The 20,385-nt window shown below is 76.1% G+C and carries 19 protein-coding genes and 2 tRNA genes; 15 read left to right on the forward strand and 6 right to left on the reverse strand.

Going from position 1 to position 20,385, the window contains the following annotated elements; genetic code table 11:
* Positions 1–18: 18 nt before the first annotated feature.
* From FB586_RS11645 to FB586_RS11655, 3 genes are all read left to right on the forward strand, one after another.
* Positions 19–477, forward strand: a complete 459-nt coding sequence (locus FB586_RS11645) for a DUF6912 family protein (RefSeq protein ID WP_136519458.1) — start codon at positions 19–21, stop codon at positions 475–477.
* A 195-nt stretch (positions 478–672) separates the two neighbouring features.
* Positions 673–744 (forward strand) — tRNA-Gln (locus FB586_RS11650).
* Between the two features lie 137 nt (positions 745–881).
* Positions 882–954: transfer RNA gene (locus FB586_RS11655), tRNA-Glu, on the forward strand.
* Between the two features lie 266 nt (positions 955–1,220).
* On the opposite strand, the gene FB586_RS11660 is transcribed toward FB586_RS11655, so the two are convergent.
* Positions 1,221–1,940, reverse strand: coding sequence for an IclR family transcriptional regulator (locus FB586_RS11660; RefSeq protein WP_136519459.1), 720 nt, complete (start codon positions 1,938–1,940; stop codon positions 1,221–1,223).
* A 116-nt stretch (positions 1,941–2,056) separates the two neighbouring features.
* Here FB586_RS11660 and leuC point away from each other — a divergent pair, with 116 nt between their 5' ends.
* From leuC to FB586_RS11685, 5 genes are all read left to right on the forward strand, one after another.
* Positions 2,057–3,520 (forward strand): 3-isopropylmalate dehydratase large subunit, encoded by a 1,464-nt coding sequence (gene leuC / locus FB586_RS11665; RefSeq protein ID WP_136519460.1) that lies wholly within the window; start codon positions 2,057–2,059, stop codon positions 3,518–3,520.
* Positions 3,521–3,549: 29 nt separating this feature from the next.
* The gene (gene leuD / locus FB586_RS11670; protein ID WP_136519461.1) at positions 3,550–4,218 is read left to right on the forward strand and encodes a 3-isopropylmalate dehydratase small subunit; all 669 of its coding nucleotides are present in this window, start codon (positions 3,550–3,552) and stop codon (positions 4,216–4,218) included.
* 180 nt (positions 4,219–4,398) lie between these two features.
* The gene (gene murA / locus FB586_RS11675; protein ID WP_136519462.1) at positions 4,399–5,730 is read left to right on the forward strand and encodes a UDP-N-acetylglucosamine 1-carboxyvinyltransferase; all 1,332 of its coding nucleotides are present in this window, start codon (positions 4,399–4,401) and stop codon (positions 5,728–5,730) included.
* A 136-nt stretch (positions 5,731–5,866) separates the two neighbouring features.
* On the forward strand, positions 5,867–7,048 hold the full coding sequence (locus FB586_RS11680; RefSeq protein WP_136519463.1) for a sensor histidine kinase: 1,182 nt from the start codon (positions 5,867–5,869) through the stop codon (positions 7,046–7,048).
* Positions 7,045–7,692, forward strand: a complete 648-nt coding sequence (locus FB586_RS11685; protein WP_136519464.1) for a response regulator — start codon at positions 7,045–7,047, stop codon at positions 7,690–7,692. Before FB586_RS11680 ends, FB586_RS11685 begins: the two co-directional genes overlap by 4 nt.
* Here FB586_RS11685 and FB586_RS11690 read toward each other — a convergent pair.
* Entirely contained in the window at positions 7,664–8,608 is a 945-nt protein-coding gene (locus FB586_RS11690) for an aminoglycoside phosphotransferase family protein (protein WP_136519465.1), read from the reverse strand. The two genes, FB586_RS11685 and FB586_RS11690, sit on opposite strands and share 29 nt — an antisense overlap.
* A 177-nt stretch (positions 8,609–8,785) precedes the next feature.
* On the opposite strand from FB586_RS11690, the gene FB586_RS11695 reads away from it, so the two are divergent.
* From FB586_RS11695 to FB586_RS11705, 3 genes are read left to right on the forward strand one after another with little or no spacing between them, the layout of a single operon-like run.
* A complete protein-coding gene (locus tag FB586_RS11695; RefSeq protein WP_136519466.1) occupies positions 8,786–9,379 on the forward strand; it encodes a DUF1772 domain-containing protein in 594 nt (197 codons plus the stop codon).
* Positions 9,380–9,422: 43 nt separating this feature from the next.
* Positions 9,423–10,157: a lysophospholipid acyltransferase family protein gene (locus tag FB586_RS11700; RefSeq protein ID WP_136519467.1), complete on the forward strand. Its 735-nt coding sequence runs from the start codon at positions 9,423–9,425 to the stop codon at positions 10,155–10,157.
* Positions 10,154–11,173, forward strand: a complete 1,020-nt coding sequence (locus FB586_RS11705; RefSeq protein WP_281276666.1) for an NAD(P)H-dependent glycerol-3-phosphate dehydrogenase — start codon at positions 10,154–10,156, stop codon at positions 11,171–11,173. Before FB586_RS11700 ends, FB586_RS11705 begins: the two co-directional genes overlap by 4 nt.
* A 36-nt stretch (positions 11,174–11,209) precedes the next feature.
* Here the strand turns inward: FB586_RS11705 and FB586_RS11710 are convergent, their stop codons facing one another.
* On the reverse strand, positions 11,210–12,439 hold the full coding sequence (locus FB586_RS11710; protein ID WP_136519468.1) for a trans-sulfuration enzyme family protein: 1,230 nt from the start codon (positions 12,437–12,439) through the stop codon (positions 11,210–11,212).
* 74 nt (positions 12,440–12,513) lie between these two features.
* Between FB586_RS11710 and FB586_RS11715 the strand changes: the two genes are divergently transcribed.
* Positions 12,514–13,677: a D-alanine--D-alanine ligase family protein gene (locus tag FB586_RS11715; protein WP_136519469.1), complete on the forward strand. Its 1,164-nt coding sequence runs from the start codon at positions 12,514–12,516 to the stop codon at positions 13,675–13,677.
* A 46-nt stretch (positions 13,678–13,723) separates the two neighbouring features.
* Here the strand turns inward: FB586_RS11715 and FB586_RS11720 are convergent, their stop codons facing one another.
* Positions 13,724–14,191, reverse strand: a complete 468-nt coding sequence (locus FB586_RS11720) for a DUF3515 family protein (RefSeq protein WP_136519470.1) — start codon at positions 14,189–14,191, stop codon at positions 13,724–13,726.
* A gap of 77 nt (positions 14,192–14,268) precedes the next feature.
* Here FB586_RS11720 and FB586_RS11725 point away from each other — a divergent pair, with 77 nt between their 5' ends.
* Entirely contained in the window at positions 14,269–15,246 is a 978-nt protein-coding gene (locus FB586_RS11725; RefSeq protein ID WP_136519471.1) for a thiamine-phosphate kinase, read from the forward strand.
* Between the two features lie 41 nt (positions 15,247–15,287).
* Here FB586_RS11725 and FB586_RS11730 read toward each other — a convergent pair whose 3' ends face one another.
* Positions 15,288–15,812 (reverse strand): GNAT family N-acetyltransferase, encoded by a 525-nt coding sequence (locus FB586_RS11730; RefSeq protein WP_136519472.1) that lies wholly within the window; start codon positions 15,810–15,812, stop codon positions 15,288–15,290.
* A gap of 143 nt (positions 15,813–15,955) precedes the next feature.
* Positions 15,956–16,147 (reverse strand): 50S ribosomal protein L28, encoded by a 192-nt coding sequence (gene rpmB, locus FB586_RS11735; protein ID WP_135974635.1) that lies wholly within the window; start codon positions 16,145–16,147, stop codon positions 15,956–15,958.
* Between the two features lie 327 nt (positions 16,148–16,474).
* On the opposite strand from rpmB, the gene FB586_RS11740 reads away from it, so the two are divergent.
* Together FB586_RS11740 and FB586_RS11745 are read left to right on the forward strand one after the other, a co-directional pair.
* On the forward strand, positions 16,475–18,079 hold the full coding sequence (locus tag FB586_RS11740) for a DAK2 domain-containing protein (RefSeq protein ID WP_136519473.1): 1,605 nt from the start codon (positions 16,475–16,477) through the stop codon (positions 18,077–18,079).
* Between the two features lie 55 nt (positions 18,080–18,134).
* Complete coding sequence (locus tag FB586_RS11745) at positions 18,135–20,384, forward strand: ATP-dependent DNA helicase RecG (RefSeq protein ID WP_136519474.1); 2,250 nt, start codon at positions 18,135–18,137, stop codon at positions 20,382–20,384.
* The last annotated feature ends 1 nt before the right edge of the window (position 20,385 follow it).

Genomic DNA, 20,385 nt, shown 5'->3' on the forward strand with positions numbered 1-20,385 from the left:
GGACGGCAGACTGAGCACGTGCGCGTCTACCTTCCCGTGACCCTCGACGAGCTCCAGGACTCCACACCGGTGCTCCTCGCACCGCGGCCCGCCCACGCCGTCACCGCGGCGCTGCGCGCGGCCTGGGCGGACGAGGACGAGGAGGGGTGGGAGTACGCCGCCCAGGCGAGCGCGGCCGACGACAGCCTGGCCCTCGTGGCGGCTCGCACGCAGGCGCCCCGGCTGCGTGTCGTCGTGGCGGCCGACCTCCCCGACGCGTGCGTCACCGCGGCCGCCGACCCGGCGGTCCCGTCCGCCGTCGAGGTCGTCTGCGGCGTCGGCCTGGACCAGGTGGTCAGCGTCCACGTCGACGAGCCCGAGGCGGCCCAGGACGTCGCCGGTGCCGCGGCGGGGGAGGAGGCCGCCCTCGAGCGCCTGGAGGAGCGCGACCTCCTCTGGTACGACGTCACGGAGGTCCGGGACATCCCGCGGGCGTGAGGTCGGTCACGAACGGGTGCGAGCCCCGCTCGTCCGGGGCAGCCGGTTGGACCGAGCCCCTGTCGCTCGGGTAATGTTCACGGCCGGTGCGGCGCCCACGGGCGCGGCGCCACGGAGCTGTGGACGACCCCGACGGGCGGTCCGGCCCCGACACCACGTCGGGCTCGGGGATGCATCGGTGCAGGTCACAGCCCTTGGGGTATGGTGTAATTGGCAGCACGACTGATTCTGGTTCAGTTAGTCTAGGTTCGAGTCCTGGTACCCCAGCGCAGCCCACGGAGTCATCCGTGAGCGGCTCGACATCCGGCGTACGCGTCGGGCCGGACGCCCGGCCGAGTTTTCGACTCGGGCAGGTTCTCCGGTAGAGTGTCCAACAGGCACACGGCCTCCGGGTCGTGAGCGAGGCCCCCGTTGTGTAGCGGCCTAGCACGCCGCCCTCTCACGGCGGTAGCGCCGGTTCGAATCCGGTCGGGGGTACGTCTGAGGCCCGGTCACCATCTGGTGGCCGGGCCTCTGCCGTTTCCGCAGATGGTCGCCTGGTGACGTCGACGGGCTCGCCCGGTCGGCGTCGCCCGGACCGAGCCGACCGCGCGTTCCCGCCGCCGGCCCAGCACCTGCGTCGCACGGCGGCACCCGGCGCACGCACCGCGACAGCGCCGCGCGCACCGCGACGACCCGCGGACGCGCCGCGACGCCCCGGCCGTCGGGGACGGCGGGGCGTCGCCTGCGGGGTCGGCGCCGGCTCAGTCGGCGCTGCGGCGCAGGACCTCGGTGAGCCGGTTGGCGGCCGAGACGACGGCTGCCGCGTGCAGCCGGCCCGGCTGGCGTGACAGCCGCTCCAGCGGCCCGGAGACCGAGACGGCCGCGACGACGCGCCCCGAGGGGCCGCGCACCGGCGCGGAGACGGAGGCGACGCCGACCTCGCGCTCGGACACCGACTGCGCCCAGCCGCGGCGGCGCACGCCGGACAGGATCGTCGCGGTGAACTTCGCCCCCTGCAGGCCGCGGTGCAGCCGGTCGGGCTCCTCCCACGCGAGCAGGACCTGGGCGGCGGAGCCGGCCTGCATGGTGAGCGTCGCGCCGACGGGGATCGAGTCGCGCAGGCCGATCGGACGCTCCGCCGCGGCGACGCAGATGCGCTGGTCGCCCTGGCGGCGGTAGAGCTGCGCGCTCTCGCCCGTGTGGTCGCGCAGCAGCGCCAGCACGGGACCGGCCGCGGCGAGCAGGCGGTCCTCGCCGGCGGCCGTCGAGAGCTCGGACAGGCGCGGGCCGAGGATGAAGCGGCCCTGGAGGTCGCGGGCGACGAGGCGGTGGTGCTCGAGCGCGACGGCGAGGCGGTGGGCGGTCGGACGAGCAAGATGGGTGGCGGCGACGAGCTGCGCGAGCGTGGCCGGACCGGCCTCCAGTGCGCTCAGCACCGACGCGGCCTTGTCCAGGACGCCGACTCCGCTAGAGTTGTCCATGGTTCGATATTGCCGTCTCGCTGACTGAGATGCAAGACGGCACGCAGGACGCCCGCCCGAGACCCGGTCGCGGGCGACGACCGGGAGCCCCCGCCCGGAGGAGAGGAACTGAGGACATGGCCGGCACGCTGGCGGAGAAGGTCTGGGACGCGCACGTCGTGCGCCGCGGCACGAACGGTGCCCCCGACCTGCTGTACATCGACCTCCACCTGGTCCACGAGGTGACCAGCCCGCAGGCCTTCGAGGGCCTGCGGCTCGCCGGCCGCCCCGTGCGCCGCCCGGACCTCACGATCGCGACCGAGGACCACAACACGCCGACGCTCGACATCGACCGGCCGATCGCCGACACGACGAGCCGCACGCAGATCGAGACGCTGCGCCGCAACGCCGCGGAGTTCGGCGTGCGCATCCACTCCCTCGGCGACGCCGACCAGGGCATCGTCCACCAGGTGGGCCCGCAGCTCGGCCTCACGCAGCCCGGCCTGACGGTCGTCTGCGGCGACTCGCACACGTCGACCCACGGCGCCTTCGGCGCGCTGGCGTTCGGCATCGGGACGAGCGAGGTCGAGCACGTGCTCGCCACGCAGACCCTCCCGCTGGCGCCCTTCAAGACCATGGCGATCACCGTCGACGGTCAGCTGCCGCCGGGTGCGACGGCCAAGGACATCATCCTCGCGATCATCGCGAAGATCGGCACGGGCGGCGGGCAGGGCTACGTGCTCGAGTACCGCGGCGAGGCGATCCGGTCCCTGTCGATGGAGGGCCGGATGACCATCTGCAACATGTCGATCGAGGCAGGTGCGCGCGCCGGCATGATCGCGCCCGACGAGACGACGTTCGAGTACCTCAAGGGTCGTCCGCACGCGCCCGAGGGCGCCGACTGGGACGCCGCCGTCGAGTACTGGCGCACGCTGCGCACCGACGACGACGCGGTCTTCGACGCCGAGGTGGTCCTGGAGGCCGCCGACCTCGAGCCGTTCGTCACGTGGGGCACGAACCCGGGCCAGGGCCTGCCGCTGTCGGGCTCCGTCCCGGTGCCGGAGGAGATCGCCGACGCGAACGAGCGCGTCGCCGCCGAGCGTGCCATCGAGTACATGGGCCTGACCCCCGGCCAGCCGCTGCGCTCGATCAAGGTCGACACGGTCTTCATCGGCTCGTGCACCAACGGGCGCATCGAGGACCTGCGCGCCGTCGCCAAGCTCGTCGAGGGCCGCAGGAAGGCCGACGACGTGCGCGTGCTCGTCGTGCCGTCCTCGGCGCGCGTGCGCCTGCAGGCCGAGGCGGAGGGCCTGGACAAGATCTTCCTGGACTTCGGCGCCGAGTGGCGCAACGCCGGCTGCTCCATGTGCCTGGGGATGAACCCCGACCAGCTCGCCCCGGGGGAGCGCTCGGCGTCCACGTCCAACCGCAACTTCGAGGGCCGGCAGGGCAAGGGCGGCCGCACGCACCTGGTCTCGCCGATCGTCGCCGCCGCGACCGCGATCCGCGGCACGCTCTCGTCCGTCGCCGACCTCGGCCCGGACGTGCCCGTGCCCGACGGCAGCCCGCTGGTGCGCACCGACGCGCTGCAGACCGCCTGACGCCCTCGACACCGGACAGGACCACCGCCATGGAGAAGTTCACCCAGCACACCGGCGTCGGCGTCCCGCTGCGGCGCAGCAACGTCGACACCGACCAGATCATCCCGGCCGTCTACCTCAAGCGGGTCACGCGCACGGGCTTCGAGGACGCGCTGTTCGCGGCGTGGCGGGGCGACCCGTCCTTCGTCCTCAACCAGGACGCGTACCGCAGCGGCTCGGTCCTCGTCGCCGGCCCCGACTTCGGCACCGGCTCGTCCCGCGAGCACGCGGTGTGGGCGCTCAAGGACTACGGCTTCAAGGTCGTGGTCTCCTCCCGCTTCGCGGACATCTTCCGCGGGAACTCCGGCAAGCAGGGTCTGCTCGCCGCGCAGGTCGCGCAGGAGGACGTCGAGCTGCTGTGGAAGGTCCTCGAGACGCGTCCCGGCACCGAGGTGACGGTCGACCTCGAGGCCCGCACGGTCACGTGCGACGACGTCGTCGTGCCGTTCCAGGTGGACGACTACACGCGCTGGCGCCTGATGGAGGGCCTGGACGACATCGGCCTGACGCTGCAGCACGCCGATGAGATCACGGAGTTCGAGGCGCGGCGGGAGTCGTGGCGGCCTGCCACGCTGCCGGCGAAGCACCTGCCGCCCGTCGAGGTGCGCCCGGCGCGCCCGGTGGTCGGCGTCGAGCTCGGCACGACGCGACGCGCCTGAGCGCTCACCCCGGCGCGTGACGCCGGGAACCCCGGACCCGCCGCTACCGTGGCCTGGTGCACGGTGGCGCGGGTCCGGGGTCGCTCCCGGGGCCCGCCGGGATGTGAGAGTTTCGCGAGGACCGTGCACGCCGGGACCGCGGTGGCGCGGCCCGCACCGCCCGTAGGGGAGCATGGGACCATGACCGACCTGCTGTACGTCGACGGCGGCAACCCCCTGCGCGGGGAGATCACCGTCCGCGGCGCCAAGAACTTCGTCTCCAAGGCGATGGTGGCCGCGCTCCTGGGCGAGACCCCGAGCGAGCTGCGCAACGTGCCGCAGATCCGCGACGTGGCCGTCGTCACGGGCCTGCTGGAGCTGCACGGCGTCCGGGTGGACGCGGACCCCGAGGGCGGCGTGCTCCGCCTCGACCCGACCGACGTCGAGCAGGCGCACGTCGCCGACATCGACGCCCACGCGGGCTCGAGCCGCATCCCGATCCTGTTCTGCGGTCCGCTGCTGCACCGGCTCGGGGAGGCGTTCATCCCCGACCTCGGCGGCTGCCGGATCGGCGACCGGCCGATCAACTACCACCTCGACATCCTGCGCCAGTTCGGTGCCGTGGTGGACAAGACGCACAACGGCATCCACATCCGCGCCCCGCGCCGCCTGCAGGGCACGAAGATCGCGCTGCCGTACCCGAGCGTCGGCGCCACCGAGCAGCTGCTGCTGACGGCCGTGCGCGCCGAGGGCGTGACCGAGCTGTCCAACGCGGCGATCGAGCCCGAGATCATGGACCTCATCAACGTCCTGCAGAAGATGGGCGCGATCATCTCGGTCGCCACGGACCGGGTCATCCGGATCGAGGGCGTCGACCGGCTCGTCGGCTTCCAGCACACCGCGCTGGCCGACCGCATCGAGGCGGCGTCCTGGGCCTCGGCCGCGCTCGCGACCGGCGGGGACGTGTACGTGCGCGGCGCCACGCAGCCGGAGATGACGACGTTCCTCAACACCTTCCGCAAGGTGGGCGGCGAGTTCACGATCGACGACGAGGGCATCCGGTTCTTCCACCCGGGCGGCGACCTCAACTCGATCCAGCTCGAGACGGACGTGCACCCGGGCTTCATGACGGACTGGCAGCAGCCGCTCGTCGTGGCCCTCACGCAGGCGCGCGGGCTGTCGATCGTGCACGAGACGGTGTACGAGAACCGGTTCGGGTTCGTGGACGCGCTGCTGGGGATGGGCGCGACCATCCAGGTCTACAAGGAGTGCCTGGGCGGGCGGCCCTGCCGCTTCGGCCAGCGGAACTTCTACCACTCGGCCGTGATCTCCGGTCCGACGCCGCTGGCGGCGGCGGACATCGAGGTGCCGGACCTGCGCGGCGGGTTCAGCCACCTCATCGCCGCGCTCACGGCGAAGGGGCAGTCCTCGGTCCGCGGCATCAGCCTCATCGACCGCGGGTACGAGCGCTTCACCGAGAAGCTCGAGTCCCTCGGTGCGCAGTTCAGCCGGGAGCGGAGCGACCGGGTCTGATCGCGGCGGCCGCCCTCACCGGCGGCTGCGCAGGTCGCGCGGCGTCGCTGCGGTCGTCGCTCCCGGGCGACTCCACGGCGACGCCGCCCGTCCGTACCCTGTGCCTACCGGGAGCTCGTTCGGCACGGGTGGGGGCATGGCGGTGGTGGCGCGGTCCGACGGAGCGGCGACCGGCGTCGCCCCCTGGGCGGTCGACGCCCTGCTCGGCGCGGGGCTGGCGGCGACGCTGGCGCTCCTCATCAGCGCCGGCGTCGCCGGCTCGCGACCCGACGGCCTCGCCTACGCGTGGGCGGCGGGGGTCGGCGCGCTGATGCTCGCGCGGCGCCGGTACCCGGTCGCCGTCGTCGTGCTGACCGTGGTCAGCCTCTTCGCGTACTACGCCCTCGGCTACCCGGCCGTCGGGGTCGCGGTCCCGGTTGCGCCGGCGGTGTTCTCCGCGGCGGAGCGCCGGCGGCTCACGACGGCCGTGGTCGCGTCCGTCGTCGTCCTGGCGGGGTCGAGCGCCTACCGCGTCGCCACGGGGCAGGACGCCGCGTACGTGCTCGGGTTCGAGCTCGTGGGGCACGCCCTCCTCCTCGCCGCGGCCGTCGCCCTCGGGGACGCGCTGCGCGCGCGCCGCGAGGTCCAGCGCAGTGCCCGGCAGGTCGCCCGGCTGACGGCCGACCGCCTGCGCCGGCGGATGGAGGCGGCGAGCGACGCGGAGCGGCTCGCGACCGCGCGGGACCTCCATGACACGGTCGGCCACGCCCTAGCCGTCGTCTCGATCCACGCCCAGGTCGCGGAGGAGGCGGTGGGTCACGACGACGACGCCGCGGCGCGCGCCCTGGCGGTCGTCCGGGCGACCACCACCGAGACGTTCGCGGAGCTGCGGCGCGTCGTCGCGGCCCTGCGCCGGACCGTGGCGTCCCCACGACCTCCGGCCGCCGTCGTGGACGTCACCACGGCGACCCGGCCGGCCGTCGACGCCGGCATCGAGGTGCACGCGGACGTCGACCTGCCGGCGGACCTGCCGGGACCGGTCGCGGCCGCCGCCCACCGGATCGTGCAGGAGGCGGTCACGAACGTGGTCCGGCACTCGCGCGCCGCGCGGCTCGACGTCGTGGTGCGGGCGGGAGCGGGTGCGCTGGAGGTGCTGGTGGCCGACGACGGCGGCGGCGCGACCAGCGACGACGTCCGGACCGTCGGCCCGGCGACGGGCGGGCACGGGATCCTCGGCATGCAGGAGCGCGCCGCGGCGCTCGGCGGCTGGGTGACGGCGGGGCCGGCGACCACCGGCTGGCAGGTCCGGGCGTCGATCCCGACGGGAGCCGGCCCGTGACGAGCGTCGTGCTGGTGGACGACCAGGACCTCGTCCGGGCAGGGCTGCGCGCGCTGCTCGCGCACGATCCCGCGATCGCGGTCGTCGGGGAGGCCTCCGACGGGGTCCGTGGGGCCGAGGTGGCGGCCCGGTGCCGTCCGGACGTCGTCCTCATGGACCTGCGGATGCCCCGTGCGGACGGTCTCGAGGGCATCAGGCGGATCCGTGCCGATGCCCGCCTCGCGGACACCCGGGTGGTCGTCCTCAGCACGTTCCACGACGAGGCCGACGTGGCGGAGGCGATCCGGGCGGGGGCGGCCGGCTACCTCCTGAAGGACGCGTCCGGGCCCGACCTGCGTGCCGCGGTGCACGCCGCTGCCGCGGGCGAGAGCGTTCTGTCTCCCGACGTCGCCCGCCGCGTCCTGCAGCTCGTCGCGGCGACGCCACCGCGGCCGCACCCGCACCCGCGCCTCGCGACGCTCACCGACCGTGAGCTGGCCGTGCTCGAGCGGGTCGGGCACGGCGACACCAACGATGAGATCGCGGCCGCGCTGTTCCTCAGCCCGGCCACCGCGCGCACGTACGTCAGCCGCATCCTCGCCAAGCTCGGCGCGCGCGACCGCACGGAGCTGGCGATCATCGCCCATCGCTCGGGGCTCGTCTGACGCCGCCGCGGGTGCCGTGGGCGGGGAACAGCCAGGGGAGTGCCGCGAGCGACTTGTCCGCGTAGGACTGCCGCCCGGTCGCCAGCCCGTAGGCCAGGTCCTCAAGCGCGCCGCAGCGGGCGTAGAAGCACGCCCGCTCCCGGAGCGCCCGGTGGTCGCCTCCGCCGTAGTGCAGGAGCGCGGCCTCGAGCGCCGCCGGCCCGAGGTCGCGCAGGAGGAGCCCCAGGTCGCGCGCGGGGTCCGTCACGGTCGCGTCGGTCCAGTCGACCACGCCCGTCACGCGCCCCGTGCCGGGGTCGACGAGCACGTGCTCCGCCCCCAGGTCGGCGTGCGCCACGACGTGCACCGGGGCGGCGGGCGGTGCCTCGGCGAGGAACGCGGCGACCGGTCCGCGGTGCTCGGCGGGCAGGTTCCCCACGAGCCGTGGGTGGAGCGCGCGCGCCTCCTGCAGGGCGTCGGCGGCCGGGGTGCGGTCGGTCCCGAGGCGGGGGGCGAACCGGGCGACGGGCCGGCGGTGCAGGACGGAGAGGAACGCCCCCAGCGCCGCACCGACCGCGGCGGCGTCGACCGCTCCGAGCAGCTCGAGCGCGGGCCGGCCGGGCAGCAGCGGGTACGCGAGGAGCCCGTCCTGCGGGGCGACGACGGCGGGGACCGGCACGGGCAGCGGGAGGACGCCGCCGAGCGCGCGCAGCAGCCAAGCCTCGCGTGCGACCGCCCGCGCGCGCCGGCCGGGGTCCTCCTGCGCCGCGACGCGGACCACGAGCCCGTCCACCACGACCGCGACGTTGTCGAGGCCCGACCCCAGGAACCGGGCCGCCCCGGGCGCGATCCCGTGCCGCCGCCAGGCCGTGCGGACATGCTCGGGCACGCCGTCCGCCGTGGCGGCGCCCCCGGGCGTGCTCCCGTCCGCGCTCATGTCCGCCCTCCCGTCGCGACGCCGTCCGGCCACCGTACGAGGGGGCCGGCCGCGGCGGCGTCGTACCGGGGCGTCCGCGCCGTCGACGGGTGGCGACACCCGGCCCCGCCCTCGGGCGACCCGGCTCTCGCCCCCCGACGGCAGGCAGGGGCGGCCCGCCTGCCTAGCGTCGTCCGCATGACTCAGACGACTCCTCGGACCCCTGCCCCGTCCGCGTGGCGGACCGCCGCGCTCGTCGCGTCGCTCGGCTACCTGTGGGTGATGCTCGTCCTGCTCGGCGCGATCGTCCTCGAGACCTTCATGGTCTACCCGAACATCTTCAGCGACCCGCCCGCGTCCCTCGCGCTGACGATGGAGTTCCTCGCCACGAGCGGGCCGTCCGACTTCTTCCCGCCGCTCGGCCTGGCGTCGTGGGTCCTCGGCGCGGCGGCCCTCGTGCTGTGCTGGCGGCAGCGGGACGCGCGCTGGTGGGTGGTCCTCAGCGTCGCGGCGGTCGTCGCGGAGGGGGTGGTGTCGGTCCTCTACTTCTGGCCGCGCAACGAGGTGCTGTTCGTAGAGGGCCTCGCGGTGCACAGCCCCGAGCACCTGGTCCAGGTCGCCCATGAGTTCGAGACCTGGCACTGGCGCTCGCGGATGGTGTTCAGCACGGTGGCCGCCGTCGCGGCGTTCGCGGCGTTCCTGGCCGTGCACCGGTCCGAGGTGCTGCGCCGGGCCGGGCTCGTCGCCGACCGGGACGTCCCGGCGGTTCCTGCCGGACGCGTGCGGCCCTGACCGCCTGCGCGCGACCGGGCGCGCACGGCCTAGGATCCCCTGCGTGCCGTCGCCGCTGCGTTCCAACCGTGCCTACCGCAACGTCGCGCGGATCGTGCGGCCCTTCCTGTTCGCCACGACACGGCCGGACTGGCACGGCGCCGAGCACATGCCGACGGACCGGGGGTTCATCGCGGCGTCGAACCACATGACCGAGGTCGACCCGCTGACGCTCGCGCACTTCCTGTGGGACCACGGCCACGTGCCGCGCATCCTGGCCAAGGCGTCGCTCTTCTCCGTGCCGGTGGTCGGCCCGGCGCTGCGCGCCACGGGGCAGATCCCGGTCCACCGCGAGACCGCCGCGGCCGGTGACTCGCTGCGCTCGGCCGTCGACGCGATCGCGCAGGGCGAGTGCGTCGCGGTGTTCCCGGAGGGCACCCTCACGCGGGACCCCGACCTGTGGCCCATGGTCGCGCGCACCGGTGTCGCCCGGCTCGCGCTCACCACGCGCGCACCCGTCGTGCCGATCGCGCAGTGGGGCCCGCAGGACCTCCTGCCGCGCTACGGCAAGGTCCTGCGGCCCGTCCCGCGCAAGAAGGTCACCGTGGTCGCCGGCCCGCCCGTGGAGCTCGACGACCTCTACGACCGCCCGCAGGACTCCGCCACGTTGCGCGAGGCGACGGCGCGTGTGATGGCAGCCATCACGGGCCAGCTCGAGCAGGTCCGCGGCGAGCAGGCGCCGGCCGAGGCCTTCGACATGCGGCGGCGGCGCACCGAGCCCGGCGCGGGGCAGGCGTGACGGCCACGGGGGAGGGCCTGCGCGCCGCCGTGCTGGGCGCGGGCAGCTGGGGCACCACGTTCGCCGCCGTCATGGCCGACGCGGGCTGCGCGGTCACGGTGTGGGGCCGCGACGCGGGCACCGTGCGGGAGATCGCGGAGGAGCGCCGCAACAGCCGCTACCTGCCGGGCATCGAGCTCCCGGCGGGCGTGACGGCGACCGCGGACCCGCGCGAGGCGGTGCGGGGAGCCGACGTGCTCGCCGTGGCGGTGCCCTCGCAGCAGGCCCGCGCCGTGCTCGAGCCGCTCGCGGACGCGATCGGGCCGGAGACGGTCGTCGTGTCGCTCATGAAGGGCGTGGAGCTCGGGTCCGACCGGCGCATGAGCGAGGTCGTCGCCGAGAGCCTGCGCCTGCCCGCCGAGCGCGTCGCGGTGCTGTCCGGGCCGAACCTCGCGCGGGAGATCGCGATGCGCCAGCCCACCGCGACCGTCGTGGCGTCCACGAGCGACGCGACGGCCCGCCTCGTCGCGCGGGCGTGCGCGTCCTCGTACTTCCGGCCCTACACGAACCCCGACGTCGTGGGCGTCGAGCTCTGCGGCGCCGTGAAGAACGTCATCGCCCTCGCGGTGGGCATCTCGCAGGGGCGCGGCATGGGCTACAACACGATGGCGACGGTCATCACCCGCGGCCTGGTGGAGATCACACGGCTCGGTCTGGCGCTGGGCGCCGACGCGGAGACGTTCCCGGGGCTCGCGGGCATGGGCGACCTCATGGCCACGTGCGCGTCACCGGACTCGCGCAACCACAGCCTGGGGGTGCACATCGGCCGCGGCATGAGCCTCGACGAGGCCCTCGTCGCCACGGGGGGGACCGCGGAGGGTGTGAAGTCGTGCCGCTCGGTGCTCGAGCTCGCGACCTCGCTGGGCGTCGACATGCCGATCACGGCGGCCGTGGTGCAGGTGCTGCACGAGGGGCTGCCGGTCGACCGGCTCGCCGGCCTGCTGCTCGCCCGCCCGCACAAGGCCGAGGGCGTCTGACGCGCGCGGGCCGTCGGGCGCGGCCCGCGCGTCACGTCACACCGCGTCGGCGTCCGCAGCGGTCCGTGCCGCGTCGAGCCCGACCTCCAGGTCGGCCCACAGGTCGTCGACGTCCTCGATGCCGACGCTCATCCGCACGAGGTCCTCGGGCACCGTGAGCGACTCGGTGGCGAAGCGGCGGCGCCGTTCCAGCATCGACTCGACGCCGCCGAGGCTCGTGGCGGGCACCCACAGGCGCACGGCCGCGACGAGCGCGTCCGCACCGGCGGTGCCGCCCACGGGCCGCACCCCCAGCACCGAGCCGTAGCCGTCCATCTGCGCGCTCGCGCGGGCGTGGCCGGGGTCGTCCGGCAGGCTCGGGTGGCGCACCTCGACGACCGCGGGGTGCGCCGACAGGCGGCGCGCCAGCTCGGCGGCGTTCTGCTGCGCCCGCTCGACCCGCAGCGCCAGCGTCCGCAGGCCGCGCAGCGCGAGCCAGACCTCGAACGGGCCGGCGATCGCGCCGTGGTTCGTGCGGTGCGCGACGAGCCGCGCGTGCAGGTCGGGGTCGTCCGTCACCACGGCGCCCAGGACGACGTCCGAGTGCCCGGCGAGGTACTTCGTCACCGAGTGCACGACCAGGTCGGCGCCGAGCGCCAGCGGACGCTGCACCAGCGGTGTCGCGAACGTGTTGTCGACGGCGACGCGCGTGCCCACCTCGTGGGCGGCCGCGACGAGCGCGGCGACGTCCGCGACCTCGAGCATCGGGTTCGTCGGCGACTCCAGCCACAGCAGGTCCGCCGCAGGCACGTCCTGCCCGCCGCGGACGGCCGCGACGACCGCGTCGGTGTCCGCCACGTCCACGAGCTCGACCGTGAGCGAGCCGCGGTCCGCGAGCTCGCGCAGCAGCACGAGGGTCACCTGGTAGGCGTGCCGGGGCACCACGACGCGTCCGCCGACGGGCACGAGCGCGAGGACGGCGGCGATCGCGGCCATGCCCGACGCGAGCACGACGGCCGGCGGCCCGTCGGTCGGGAGCCCGGCCTCGGCGTGACCGGCCCGCTCGAGCGTCGCGAGCGCCTGCTCGAACGGCTCCCAGGTGGGCGTGCTCGACCGGCCGTACAGGTGCTCGCCGGCGACCGGGACGCCCTGCGAGACGAACGTGGAGGAGAGCACCACCGGCTCGTTCACGGGCGCACCCGGGGTGCGGTCCGGACGCCCGGCGCTGACGGCCAGCGTGCCGGGGGAGAGGCGGGCGGGGTGCGACGGGCTGTGCGGACGGTCCACCCGGGCAGGGTAGCCCGCGCGGCGCGGCCGCCCGCGCCGCCGCCTGCGCCGGCGCCCGGTAGGGTCGGGCGGCGATGGACGCCACGACCGCACCCAGCACCGACGCCCCGGCCAGCGGCCACCCCGACGGGGGGGCCCGACCGCGGGTGATGGTCCTCTTCGGCGGCCGCTCCGGAGAGCACGCCATCTCCTGCGCGACCGCGGGCGGCGTCCTGCGGGCGCTGGACCGCGACCGCTACGACGTCGTCGCCGTCGGCATCACACCGGACGGGCAGTGGGTGCTCGCGGACGACGACCCCGCGCGCTGGGTCATCGAGGACGGCCGCCTGCCCCGTGTCGAGGACACCGCGACCCGGGTCCTGCTGCCGCAGGGCACCGTCGAGCGGGACGTGCAGGTCGTCGAGAGCGGGCGGCTCGCGCGCACGCTCGGGGTGGTCGACGTCGTGTTCCCGCTGCTGCACGGGCCGTTCGGCGAGGACGGCACGCTCCAGGGTCTCCTCGAGCTCGCCGACGTGCGGTACGTCGGCTCCGGGGTGCTCGCGTCGGCGGTGGGCATGGACAAGCACATGATGAAGCTCGTCCTCGCCGGGTCCGGGCTGCGCGTCGGGCCGTTCCGGGTGCTGCCCGCCGGCGCCGGCCCCGACGCGGCGACGCTCGACGCGCTCGTCGCGGACCTGGGCCTGCCGCTGTTCGTCAAGCCGGCCCGCGCCGGGTCGAGCCTCGGCATCACGCGCGTCGACCGGCGGGACCAGCTCGAGGAGGCCGTCGCCGAGGCCCGGCGGCACGACCCCAAGGTCGTCGTCGAGACGGCGCTCGTGGGACGCGAGGTGGAGTGCGGCGTCCTCGGGGGGCGGGACGGGGCCCCGGCGCGCGCCTCGCTGCCCGGTGAGGTCGTCGTCACCGACGACCGGCACACGTTCTACGACTTCGAGGCGAAGTACCTCGACGAGGCCGGCGTGACGCTGTCCTGCCCCGCCGACCTGCCCGAGGACGTGACGGACCGCGTCCGTGAGGTCGCCGTTCGGGCTTTCGACGCCGTCGGGTGCGAGGGCCTCGCACGCGTCGACGTGTTCGTCACGCCCGACGACGAGGTCGTCGTCAACGAGATCAACACCATGCCCGGCTTCACGCCGTACTCCATGTACCCGCGCATGTGGGAGGCGACGGGCATGAGCTACCCCGAGCTGGTCGACGAGCTCGTCGGGCTCGCGCTCGCGCGCCCCACCGGTCTGCGCTGACAGAGGGGCCCGGCGTCGTCCGCGGGCGGGCGGAGGGCCGCAGCGGTCAGAGGCAGGTGCGCTCCTGCTCGGTGAGCGCGACCGCCGGTCCGAGCAGGTCGACGAACGACGTCGTGCTGAACGCCGTCACCGCCTCCGGGACGAGCACCTCGACGGCGGGCACCCGCCCGTACGTCGTGAAGCGCCAGTCGCCGGACTCCTCCACGACGACCCAGTCGATCGTCGGGCCGTTCGGCGTGCTCACCGACTGGCAGCGCTCCGTGGTCGGTCCGAGCGGCTCGACCCCGCAGCGCAGCACGACGGCGGCGTCGGGACGGCCCCAGGCCGTCGTCGCCTGCGCGTCCGTCTTCAGGCGCGGCAGGGCGTCCGACAGCTGCTGGGGCAGCGCGAGCACCACGGACGCGCAGACGGGGTCGGTCGCGTGCGGGGCGGCGTCGACCGCGACGACCGGGGCGCAGGCCGTCAGGGCCAGGAGCGCCGCGGCGGCGAGGGGCAGGGCGCGGCGGGGTGACACGTCCCCACGGTACCCGGCGGCGCGCGGGCTCCCGGGCGCCGGTGCGACCGCGCCGGCGGAGCGTCTAGCGTGTGCGGGTGCCCGCCGAGAGTCCCCGCGTCCGTGACCTCGCCGAGCAGGACCTGCTCGACCGGATCTTCCCGCACCTGCCCGTCGGGTCGCGCACCCTCGTGCCGCCGGGGGACGACGCGGCCGTCGTGACCGCCCCCGACGGGCGCGTCGTCGTCACGTGCGACGTGCTCGTCGAGGACGTGCACTTCCGGCGCGCCTGGTCCAGCGGCGACGACGTCGGCCGACGCGCGGCCATGCAGAACCTCGCCGACGTCGCCGCGATGGGGGCGCGACCCACCGCCCTCGTCGTGGGGCTGGTCGTCCCCGGGGACACCCCGGTGAGCTGGGTCGAGGGCCTGGCGCGGGGCCTGGGTGCGGCGTGCCGGCCGCTCGACGTCGGCGTCGTCGGTGGCGACCTGTCCTCGGGGCCGGTGCTGGTCGTGTCCGTGACCGCCCACGGCGACCTCGAGGGCCGGCCGGCCGTCCGGCGCACGGGGGCCCGGCCGGGCGACGTCGTCGCGCTCGCGGGGCGCTGCGGGTGGTCGGGGGCGGGGTGGGCGCTGCTCAAGGCGGGCCGCGCGGACGTCGACGCGGAGGTCGTCGCGGCGTACCTCGCGCCCGAGCCGCCCGTGGCGGCCGGACCCGCGGCGGCGCGCGCGGGCGCGACCGCGATGCTCGACCTCTCCGACGGGCTGCTGCGCGACGGGCGCCGCCTCGCGCGCGCCAGCGGTGTGACGCTCGACCTGGGGGCGCTCGCCGACGTGCTGGCGGACGACGCGGCCCGGCTGCGACCGGTCGCCGCCGCGCTGAACGTGCCCGTGGAGGACTGGCTGCTCGCCGGCGGGGAGGACCACGGCCTGCTCGCGACGTTCCCGCCGGGGGCGGCGCTGCCGGACGGCTTCCGGCCGCTCGGCGTGGTCCGCGAGCGGTCGGAGGAGCTCGTCCTGGTGGACGGCCGACCGCCGCGCACCGGCTCGCCCGGGTGGGACCACTTCGGGGCGTGAGCCCGCCCCGGGCCGGCCGGCCCGGTCGGCGGCCGGCGCGGTCAGCCGCGGCGGTAGCGGATCTCGAGGAGCTGGGCGCCGCCGACGTCGTCGAGACGCTCGACGCCGTCCGGCTGGAAGCCGTGGCGCCGGTAGAAGTGCCGCGCGCGCTCGTTCTTCGCGAGCACCCACAGGGTCAGGGGCGTCTGCTCGCCGACCTCCGCGACGAGGGTGCGGATGAGCTCGCGCGCGACACCGCTGCCCCACGTGCCGGGGTCGAGGTAGATCGAGTAGATCTCGCGCTCGCCGCGGCGCGCGTCCTCGTCGCGGGACGGGCCGTAGGACGCGAACCCGAGCAGCCGGTCGCCCGACTGGGCCACGAGGGTGCGGACGCGGTCCTCGGGGCCCGCCTCGAGCAGCTCGCGCCAGCGGTGGGCGCGCTGCTCGCTGTCGAGGGAGCTGAGGTAGTCGTCGGGCACGATCCCGGCGTAGGCCTCCTGCCAGGAGCGCACGTGCACGTCGGCGATGGCGGCGGCGTCGTCGGGCGTGGCGGGGCGGATGAGGACCTCGTCGATCGGCTCGACCATGGGGTCAGCGTGCCACACGGCCGAGGGGCGGCACAGGCGTACGGGGTGTTCCGGGCGCAGCACGAGGGCCCGTGAGCGGTTGCTCACGGGCCCTCGTCACGGTTCCTGCGGGCGGACGCCCCGTGGGGCGTCCGTGCACGACCTCAGACGGCGCGCTGGACCTTGCCGGCCTTGAGGCACGAGGTGCACACGTTGAGGCGCTTCGGGGTACCCGCCACGACGACGCGGACCCGCTGGATGTTCGGGTTCCAGCGGCGCTTCGTGCGCACGTGCGAGTGCGAGATGCTGTGCCCGAAGCTCGGGCCCTTGGCGCAGACGTCGCAGTTGGCAGCCACGATCTTCTCCTGGTTCTGGTCTGTCCCGGACCGGCGCGCGGCCCGGTTCGTGCACGACCCGCGCACACGGCCTCGGCCGGGCCCGTCATCCGCCTGGGATGACCGGCCTCGACCGCACGACGGTGCGTCGGGAAGTCGGTGGGGATGCCGGACGGGGTCCGGGCAACCGGACAAGGCTAGCCCACAGTTGGGGTGGCGCCCAAATGTGGGCGGTGTGAGGCACAGTGCTCCGGTGCTCGGCACCGTGGATGCGTCGGGCCGGTGCGGTCCCTGGGCGGCACGATCGGGGCGGGCGTCACGCGGGCGCCGGTCGACGGAAGGGTGCGGATGAGGGTGCTGGGGGCGGACGGCGCGCGCGACGGCGGCGACCGTCCGGCGGACGGTGGTGCCCAGGGGCTGGGCGACGTCGCGGTCCTGCGTGCGTGGGCGGCCGGTGCGCAGGCGGCGTCCGCCGCCACCCGCGCGCGGGTCGACGCCGTGAACGTGTTCCCGGTCCCCGACGCCGACACCGGCTCGAACGTCCACCGCACGCTGGCCGGCGGGGGCGAGGCCGTCGCCGGGCTGCCCGCCGATGCCGACGCCGCACGGGTGGCGCGCGCGTTCGCCGCCGGCGCGGCCGAGTCGGCCCGGGGCAGCTCGGGGGTGATCGTCAGCCAGTGGCTCGGCGGGCTCGCCGCGGCGGTCGGGGCGGCCGCGGACCTGCCCGCGGCGCTCGCCCGGGCGGCGACCGCCGCGCGCTCCGCCGTCCCGGACCCGCAGGAGGGCACCGTCCTGACCGTCGCGCGGGACGTCGCCGACCACGCGGGCACCGCGACGACGGCGGGTGCGACGCCGGCCGACGCGCTCGCGGCGGCCACCGCGGCCGCACGGGCCGACCTGGGCCGGGTCAGCGCCTGCCACGACGTCCTGCGCGCCGCCCGCGTCGTGGACGCCGGGGCGTGCGCGCTGCTCGTCCTGCTCGACGCGCTCACGCACGCGCTGCGCACCGGGTGCGCCGCGCAGCCCGACGACCTCGACCTCTCGTGGCTGCCCGAGACCGGCCCGTCGGCCCTCCCCGACGACGCGCACGGGCACGGCGGGAGCGGGGCGTTCGAGGTCCTGCTGCAGGTCCCGTCGAGCCCGGTGGACGGCGGGACCGCGGCCACCGCGCCCGCCGTCGGTGCCGCGGGGCTCGCGGACGCCCTGCGCGGCGTGGGCGACGCCGTCGCGGTCGCGGAGGTCGGGGGGCGTCTGCACGCGCACGTCCACACGGACGACCCCGCGGCGGCGCTCGCGCTCGTGGCGCCCGGGGTGCGTGAGCAGGTCGTGGTCCGGGCGGTGGACCTCGGGCCCGACGGGGGACCGGGGATCGTGGTGCTGACGCCGTCGCCCGGGCTGGCGGGCTGGTACGCGACGGCCGGGGCGGTGACGCTCGTCGTCGCGCCGGGCGCGGCGGTTCCCGGCGCGCAGGTGCGGCGCGCGGTGACGGACGCGGGAAGCGGTCCGGTGCTGGTGCTCGACGCGGCCGGGGCGGGGCTGGACGAGCGTGCGCTCGCGCGACGGGGCGGTACGGCCACGGCAGCTCAGCCCCCGGTGGCGGTGCTCGACGGGGCACCGGACGGCGTCGCCGTCGTCGCGTGCCTCGCCGTGCTCGCCGCCGCCCCCGGGGCGGGCGAGGCCGCCGCGCGGGCCGCCACGCACCGGCTGCGACACCGGCTCCTGCCCGCCTCGGGCGACGACGCCGGGTCGTCGGCGGCGCTCGTGCGCGCAGCGGTCGACCAGCTCGCGGCGGCCGGGGACGAGCCGCAGGCGGTGACCCTGGTGCACGGCGGCGACGTCCCGGCCCCGGTCGTGGAGGCCGTGACGGAGGCGGTGCGGGCGGCGCGGCCCGAGCTCGAGGTGGTCGTCGTCGGCCCGGCCGGGGACCCCGGCTGGTGGGTCGGGGTGGACTGAGCGACGGACCGGCCGGGACAGGACGAGAGGTGAGGGGACGAGAGGTGGGGCGCGGATGCTGACGACGGACCCGCTGGCGGTGCCGCTCGCGCGCGCGACGAACCCGCGCACGGGCAAGGCGCTCGGCAAGCTCGGGCTCGAGACGGCCGAGGACCTGCTGCGGCACTACCCGCGCCGGTACGCCGAGCCGGGGACCCTCACCGACGTCTCCCGCCTCGCGGTCGGCGAGCACGTGACGGTGGTGGCGGAGGTCCTGCGGACGTCCCTGCGCACGACGTCGCAGGGCAAGGGCCTGCTCCAGTCGACGATCACGGACGGGACCAGCCGGCTCGAGCTCACGTTCTTCGCGACGCACAAGCGCAAGCTCGAGTGGCGCGAGAGCCAGCTGCGCACCGGGCGGCGCGGGCTGTTCACGGGGGTCGTCTCGCTGTACCGGGGGACCCTGCAGCTCATGCACCCCGAGTGCCGCCTCTTCGGCGCCGAGGACGACGCGCACGACGAGGAGGAGGCGCTGCTCGACGCGAGCCGCCCGATCCCCGTCTACCCGGCGTTCGCGGGCTTCGAGTCGTGGAAGGTCGCGCAGGCCGTGCGCACGGTGCTCGACCCGCTGCGCGAGGAGGACGTGCCCGACCCGGTGCCGGCGGACCTGCGCGCCGCGCACGGCCTGCCGACGCTGCTCGAGGCGCTGCGGCTGGTGCACCTGCCGGCCGACGAGCAGGACTGGCGCCGCGGCCGGGACCGGCTCCGCTACGAGGAGGCGCTCGTGCTGCAGGCCGAGCTCGCCCGGCGTCGCGCCCGCACCGCACGCGAGGAGGCGGTCGCGCGACCCCGGCGGAGCGGCGGCCTGCTCGACGCGTTCGACGCGCGGCTGCCGTTCGAGCTCACGGCAGGGCAGCGCACCGTCGGCGAGGAGATCGCCGCCGAGCTCGCGGCCCCGCGGCCCATGCAGCGCCTGCTGCAGGGCGAGGTGGGCTCGGGCAAGACGGTGGTGGCGCTGCGCGCCATGCTCCAGGTCGTCGACGCCGGCGGGCAGGCGGCACTGCTGGCACCGACGGAGGTGCTCGCCGCGCAGCACGCGCGGACCCTGCGCAACCTGCTCGGCGACCTCGCCGACGGGGGCTTCCTGGGCGGTGCCGAGGACGCCACCCGCGTCGCGCTGCTGACCGGCTCCCTGCCGGCGGCGGCCCGGCGTGAGGCCCTGCTCGACGCCGCGAGCGGCCGCGCGGGGATCGTCGTGGGCACCCACGCGCTGCTGTCCGAGCACGTGCAGCTCGCCGACCTGGGGCTCGTGGTCGTCGACGAGCAGCACCGGTTCGGCGTCGAGCAGCGCGACGCGTTGCGCGCCAAGGCGGCACGCACACCGCACACGCTGGTCATGACCGCGACACCCATCCCGCGCACCGTCGCCATGACCGTGTTCGGCGACCTCGAGACGTCGGTGCTCGACCAGGTGCCCGCGGGGCGCCAGGGCATCACGACGCACGCCGTCCCGGCGGACAACCCGCGGTGGACCGACCGCACCTGGCAGCGGGTGCGCGAGGAGGTCGACCGCGGCGGGCGGGCCTACGTGGTGTGCGCCCGCATCGACGCGGACGACGCCCCGGCCGGGGGCGCTCCCGCCCCGGACGACGAGGGCACCGACCTGCTCGCCGCGGCACAGGACACGGTGGGGGGCACCGCACCGCGCCGTCCGCTGCGCGCCGTCACGGAGGTGGTCGAGGAGCTGCGCGGACGACCCGAGCTCGCGGGTGTCGAGGTGGGGCTGCTGCACGGCCGCATGACGCCGGACGAGAAGGACCGCGCGTTCGCGGCGTTCGCGTCCGGGGCCGCGCCCGTGCTCGTCTCGACGACCGTGATCGAGGTCGGCGTCGACGTGCCGGAGGCCACCGTCATGGTCGTGCTGGACGCCGACCGGTTCGGGATCTCCCAGCTGCACCAGCTGCGGGGGCGCGTGGGCCGCGGCACCCGGCCGGGCCTGTGCCTGCTCGTCAGCGCCGCGGAGCCCGGCACGGATGCGCACGCGCGGCTCGAGACGCTCGCCGCCACGACCGACGGCTTCGCGCTGGCGGCCCTGGACCTCGAGCTGCGGCACGAGGGCGACGTGCTGGGCGCCGCCCAGCACGGCCGCGGGAGCTCGCTGCGCCTGCTGCGCGTCACGCGCGACGCCGACGTGATCGACCGCGCCCGCACCGACGCGCGGGCGCTCGTCGACGCGGACCCCGAGCTCGGCACGTGGCCGGCGCTGCAGGACGCGATCGCCCGCTCGCTCGCGGGCGAGCGGGAGGAGTACCTGGACCGCGCGTGAC

Origin of the sequence: Cellulomonas telluris (assembly GCF_004886325.1) — a bacterium.
Lineage (GTDB): Bacteria > Actinomycetota > Actinomycetes > Actinomycetales > Cellulomonadaceae > Cellulomonas > Cellulomonas telluris.

What these genes read in the sequence shown, in the direction of transcription:
- FB586_RS11660 (WP_136519459.1), bottom strand. Translation starts at nt 1,940, where the DNA reads ATGGACAACTCTAGCGGAGTCGGCGTCCTGGACAAGGCCGCGTCGGTG.
- leuC (WP_136519460.1), top strand. Translation starts at nt 2,057, where the DNA reads ATGGCCGGCACGCTGGCGGAGAAGGTCTGGGACGCGCACGTCGTGCGC.
- leuD (WP_136519461.1), top strand. Translation starts at nt 3,550, where the DNA reads ATGGAGAAGTTCACCCAGCACACCGGCGTCGGCGTCCCGCTGCGGCGC.
- murA (WP_136519462.1), top strand. Translation starts at nt 4,399, where the DNA reads ATGACCGACCTGCTGTACGTCGACGGCGGCAACCCCCTGCGCGGGGAG.
- FB586_RS11680 (WP_136519463.1), top strand. Translation starts at nt 5,867, where the DNA reads ATGGCGGTGGTGGCGCGGTCCGACGGAGCGGCGACCGGCGTCGCCCCC.
- FB586_RS11690 (WP_136519465.1), bottom strand. Translation starts at nt 8,608, where the DNA reads ATGAGCGCGGACGGGAGCACGCCCGGGGGCGCCGCCACGGCGGACGGC.
- FB586_RS11695 (WP_136519466.1), top strand. Translation starts at nt 8,786, where the DNA reads ATGACTCAGACGACTCCTCGGACCCCTGCCCCGTCCGCGTGGCGGACC.
- FB586_RS11715 (WP_136519469.1), top strand. Translation starts at nt 12,514, where the DNA reads ATGGACGCCACGACCGCACCCAGCACCGACGCCCCGGCCAGCGGCCAC.
- FB586_RS11730 (WP_136519472.1), bottom strand. Translation starts at nt 15,812, where the DNA reads ATGGTCGAGCCGATCGACGAGGTCCTCATCCGCCCCGCCACGCCCGAC.
- FB586_RS11740 (WP_136519473.1), top strand. Translation starts at nt 16,475, where the DNA reads ATGAGGGTGCTGGGGGCGGACGGCGCGCGCGACGGCGGCGACCGTCCG.
- FB586_RS11745 (WP_136519474.1), top strand. Translation starts at nt 18,135, where the DNA reads ATGCTGACGACGGACCCGCTGGCGGTGCCGCTCGCGCGCGCGACGAAC.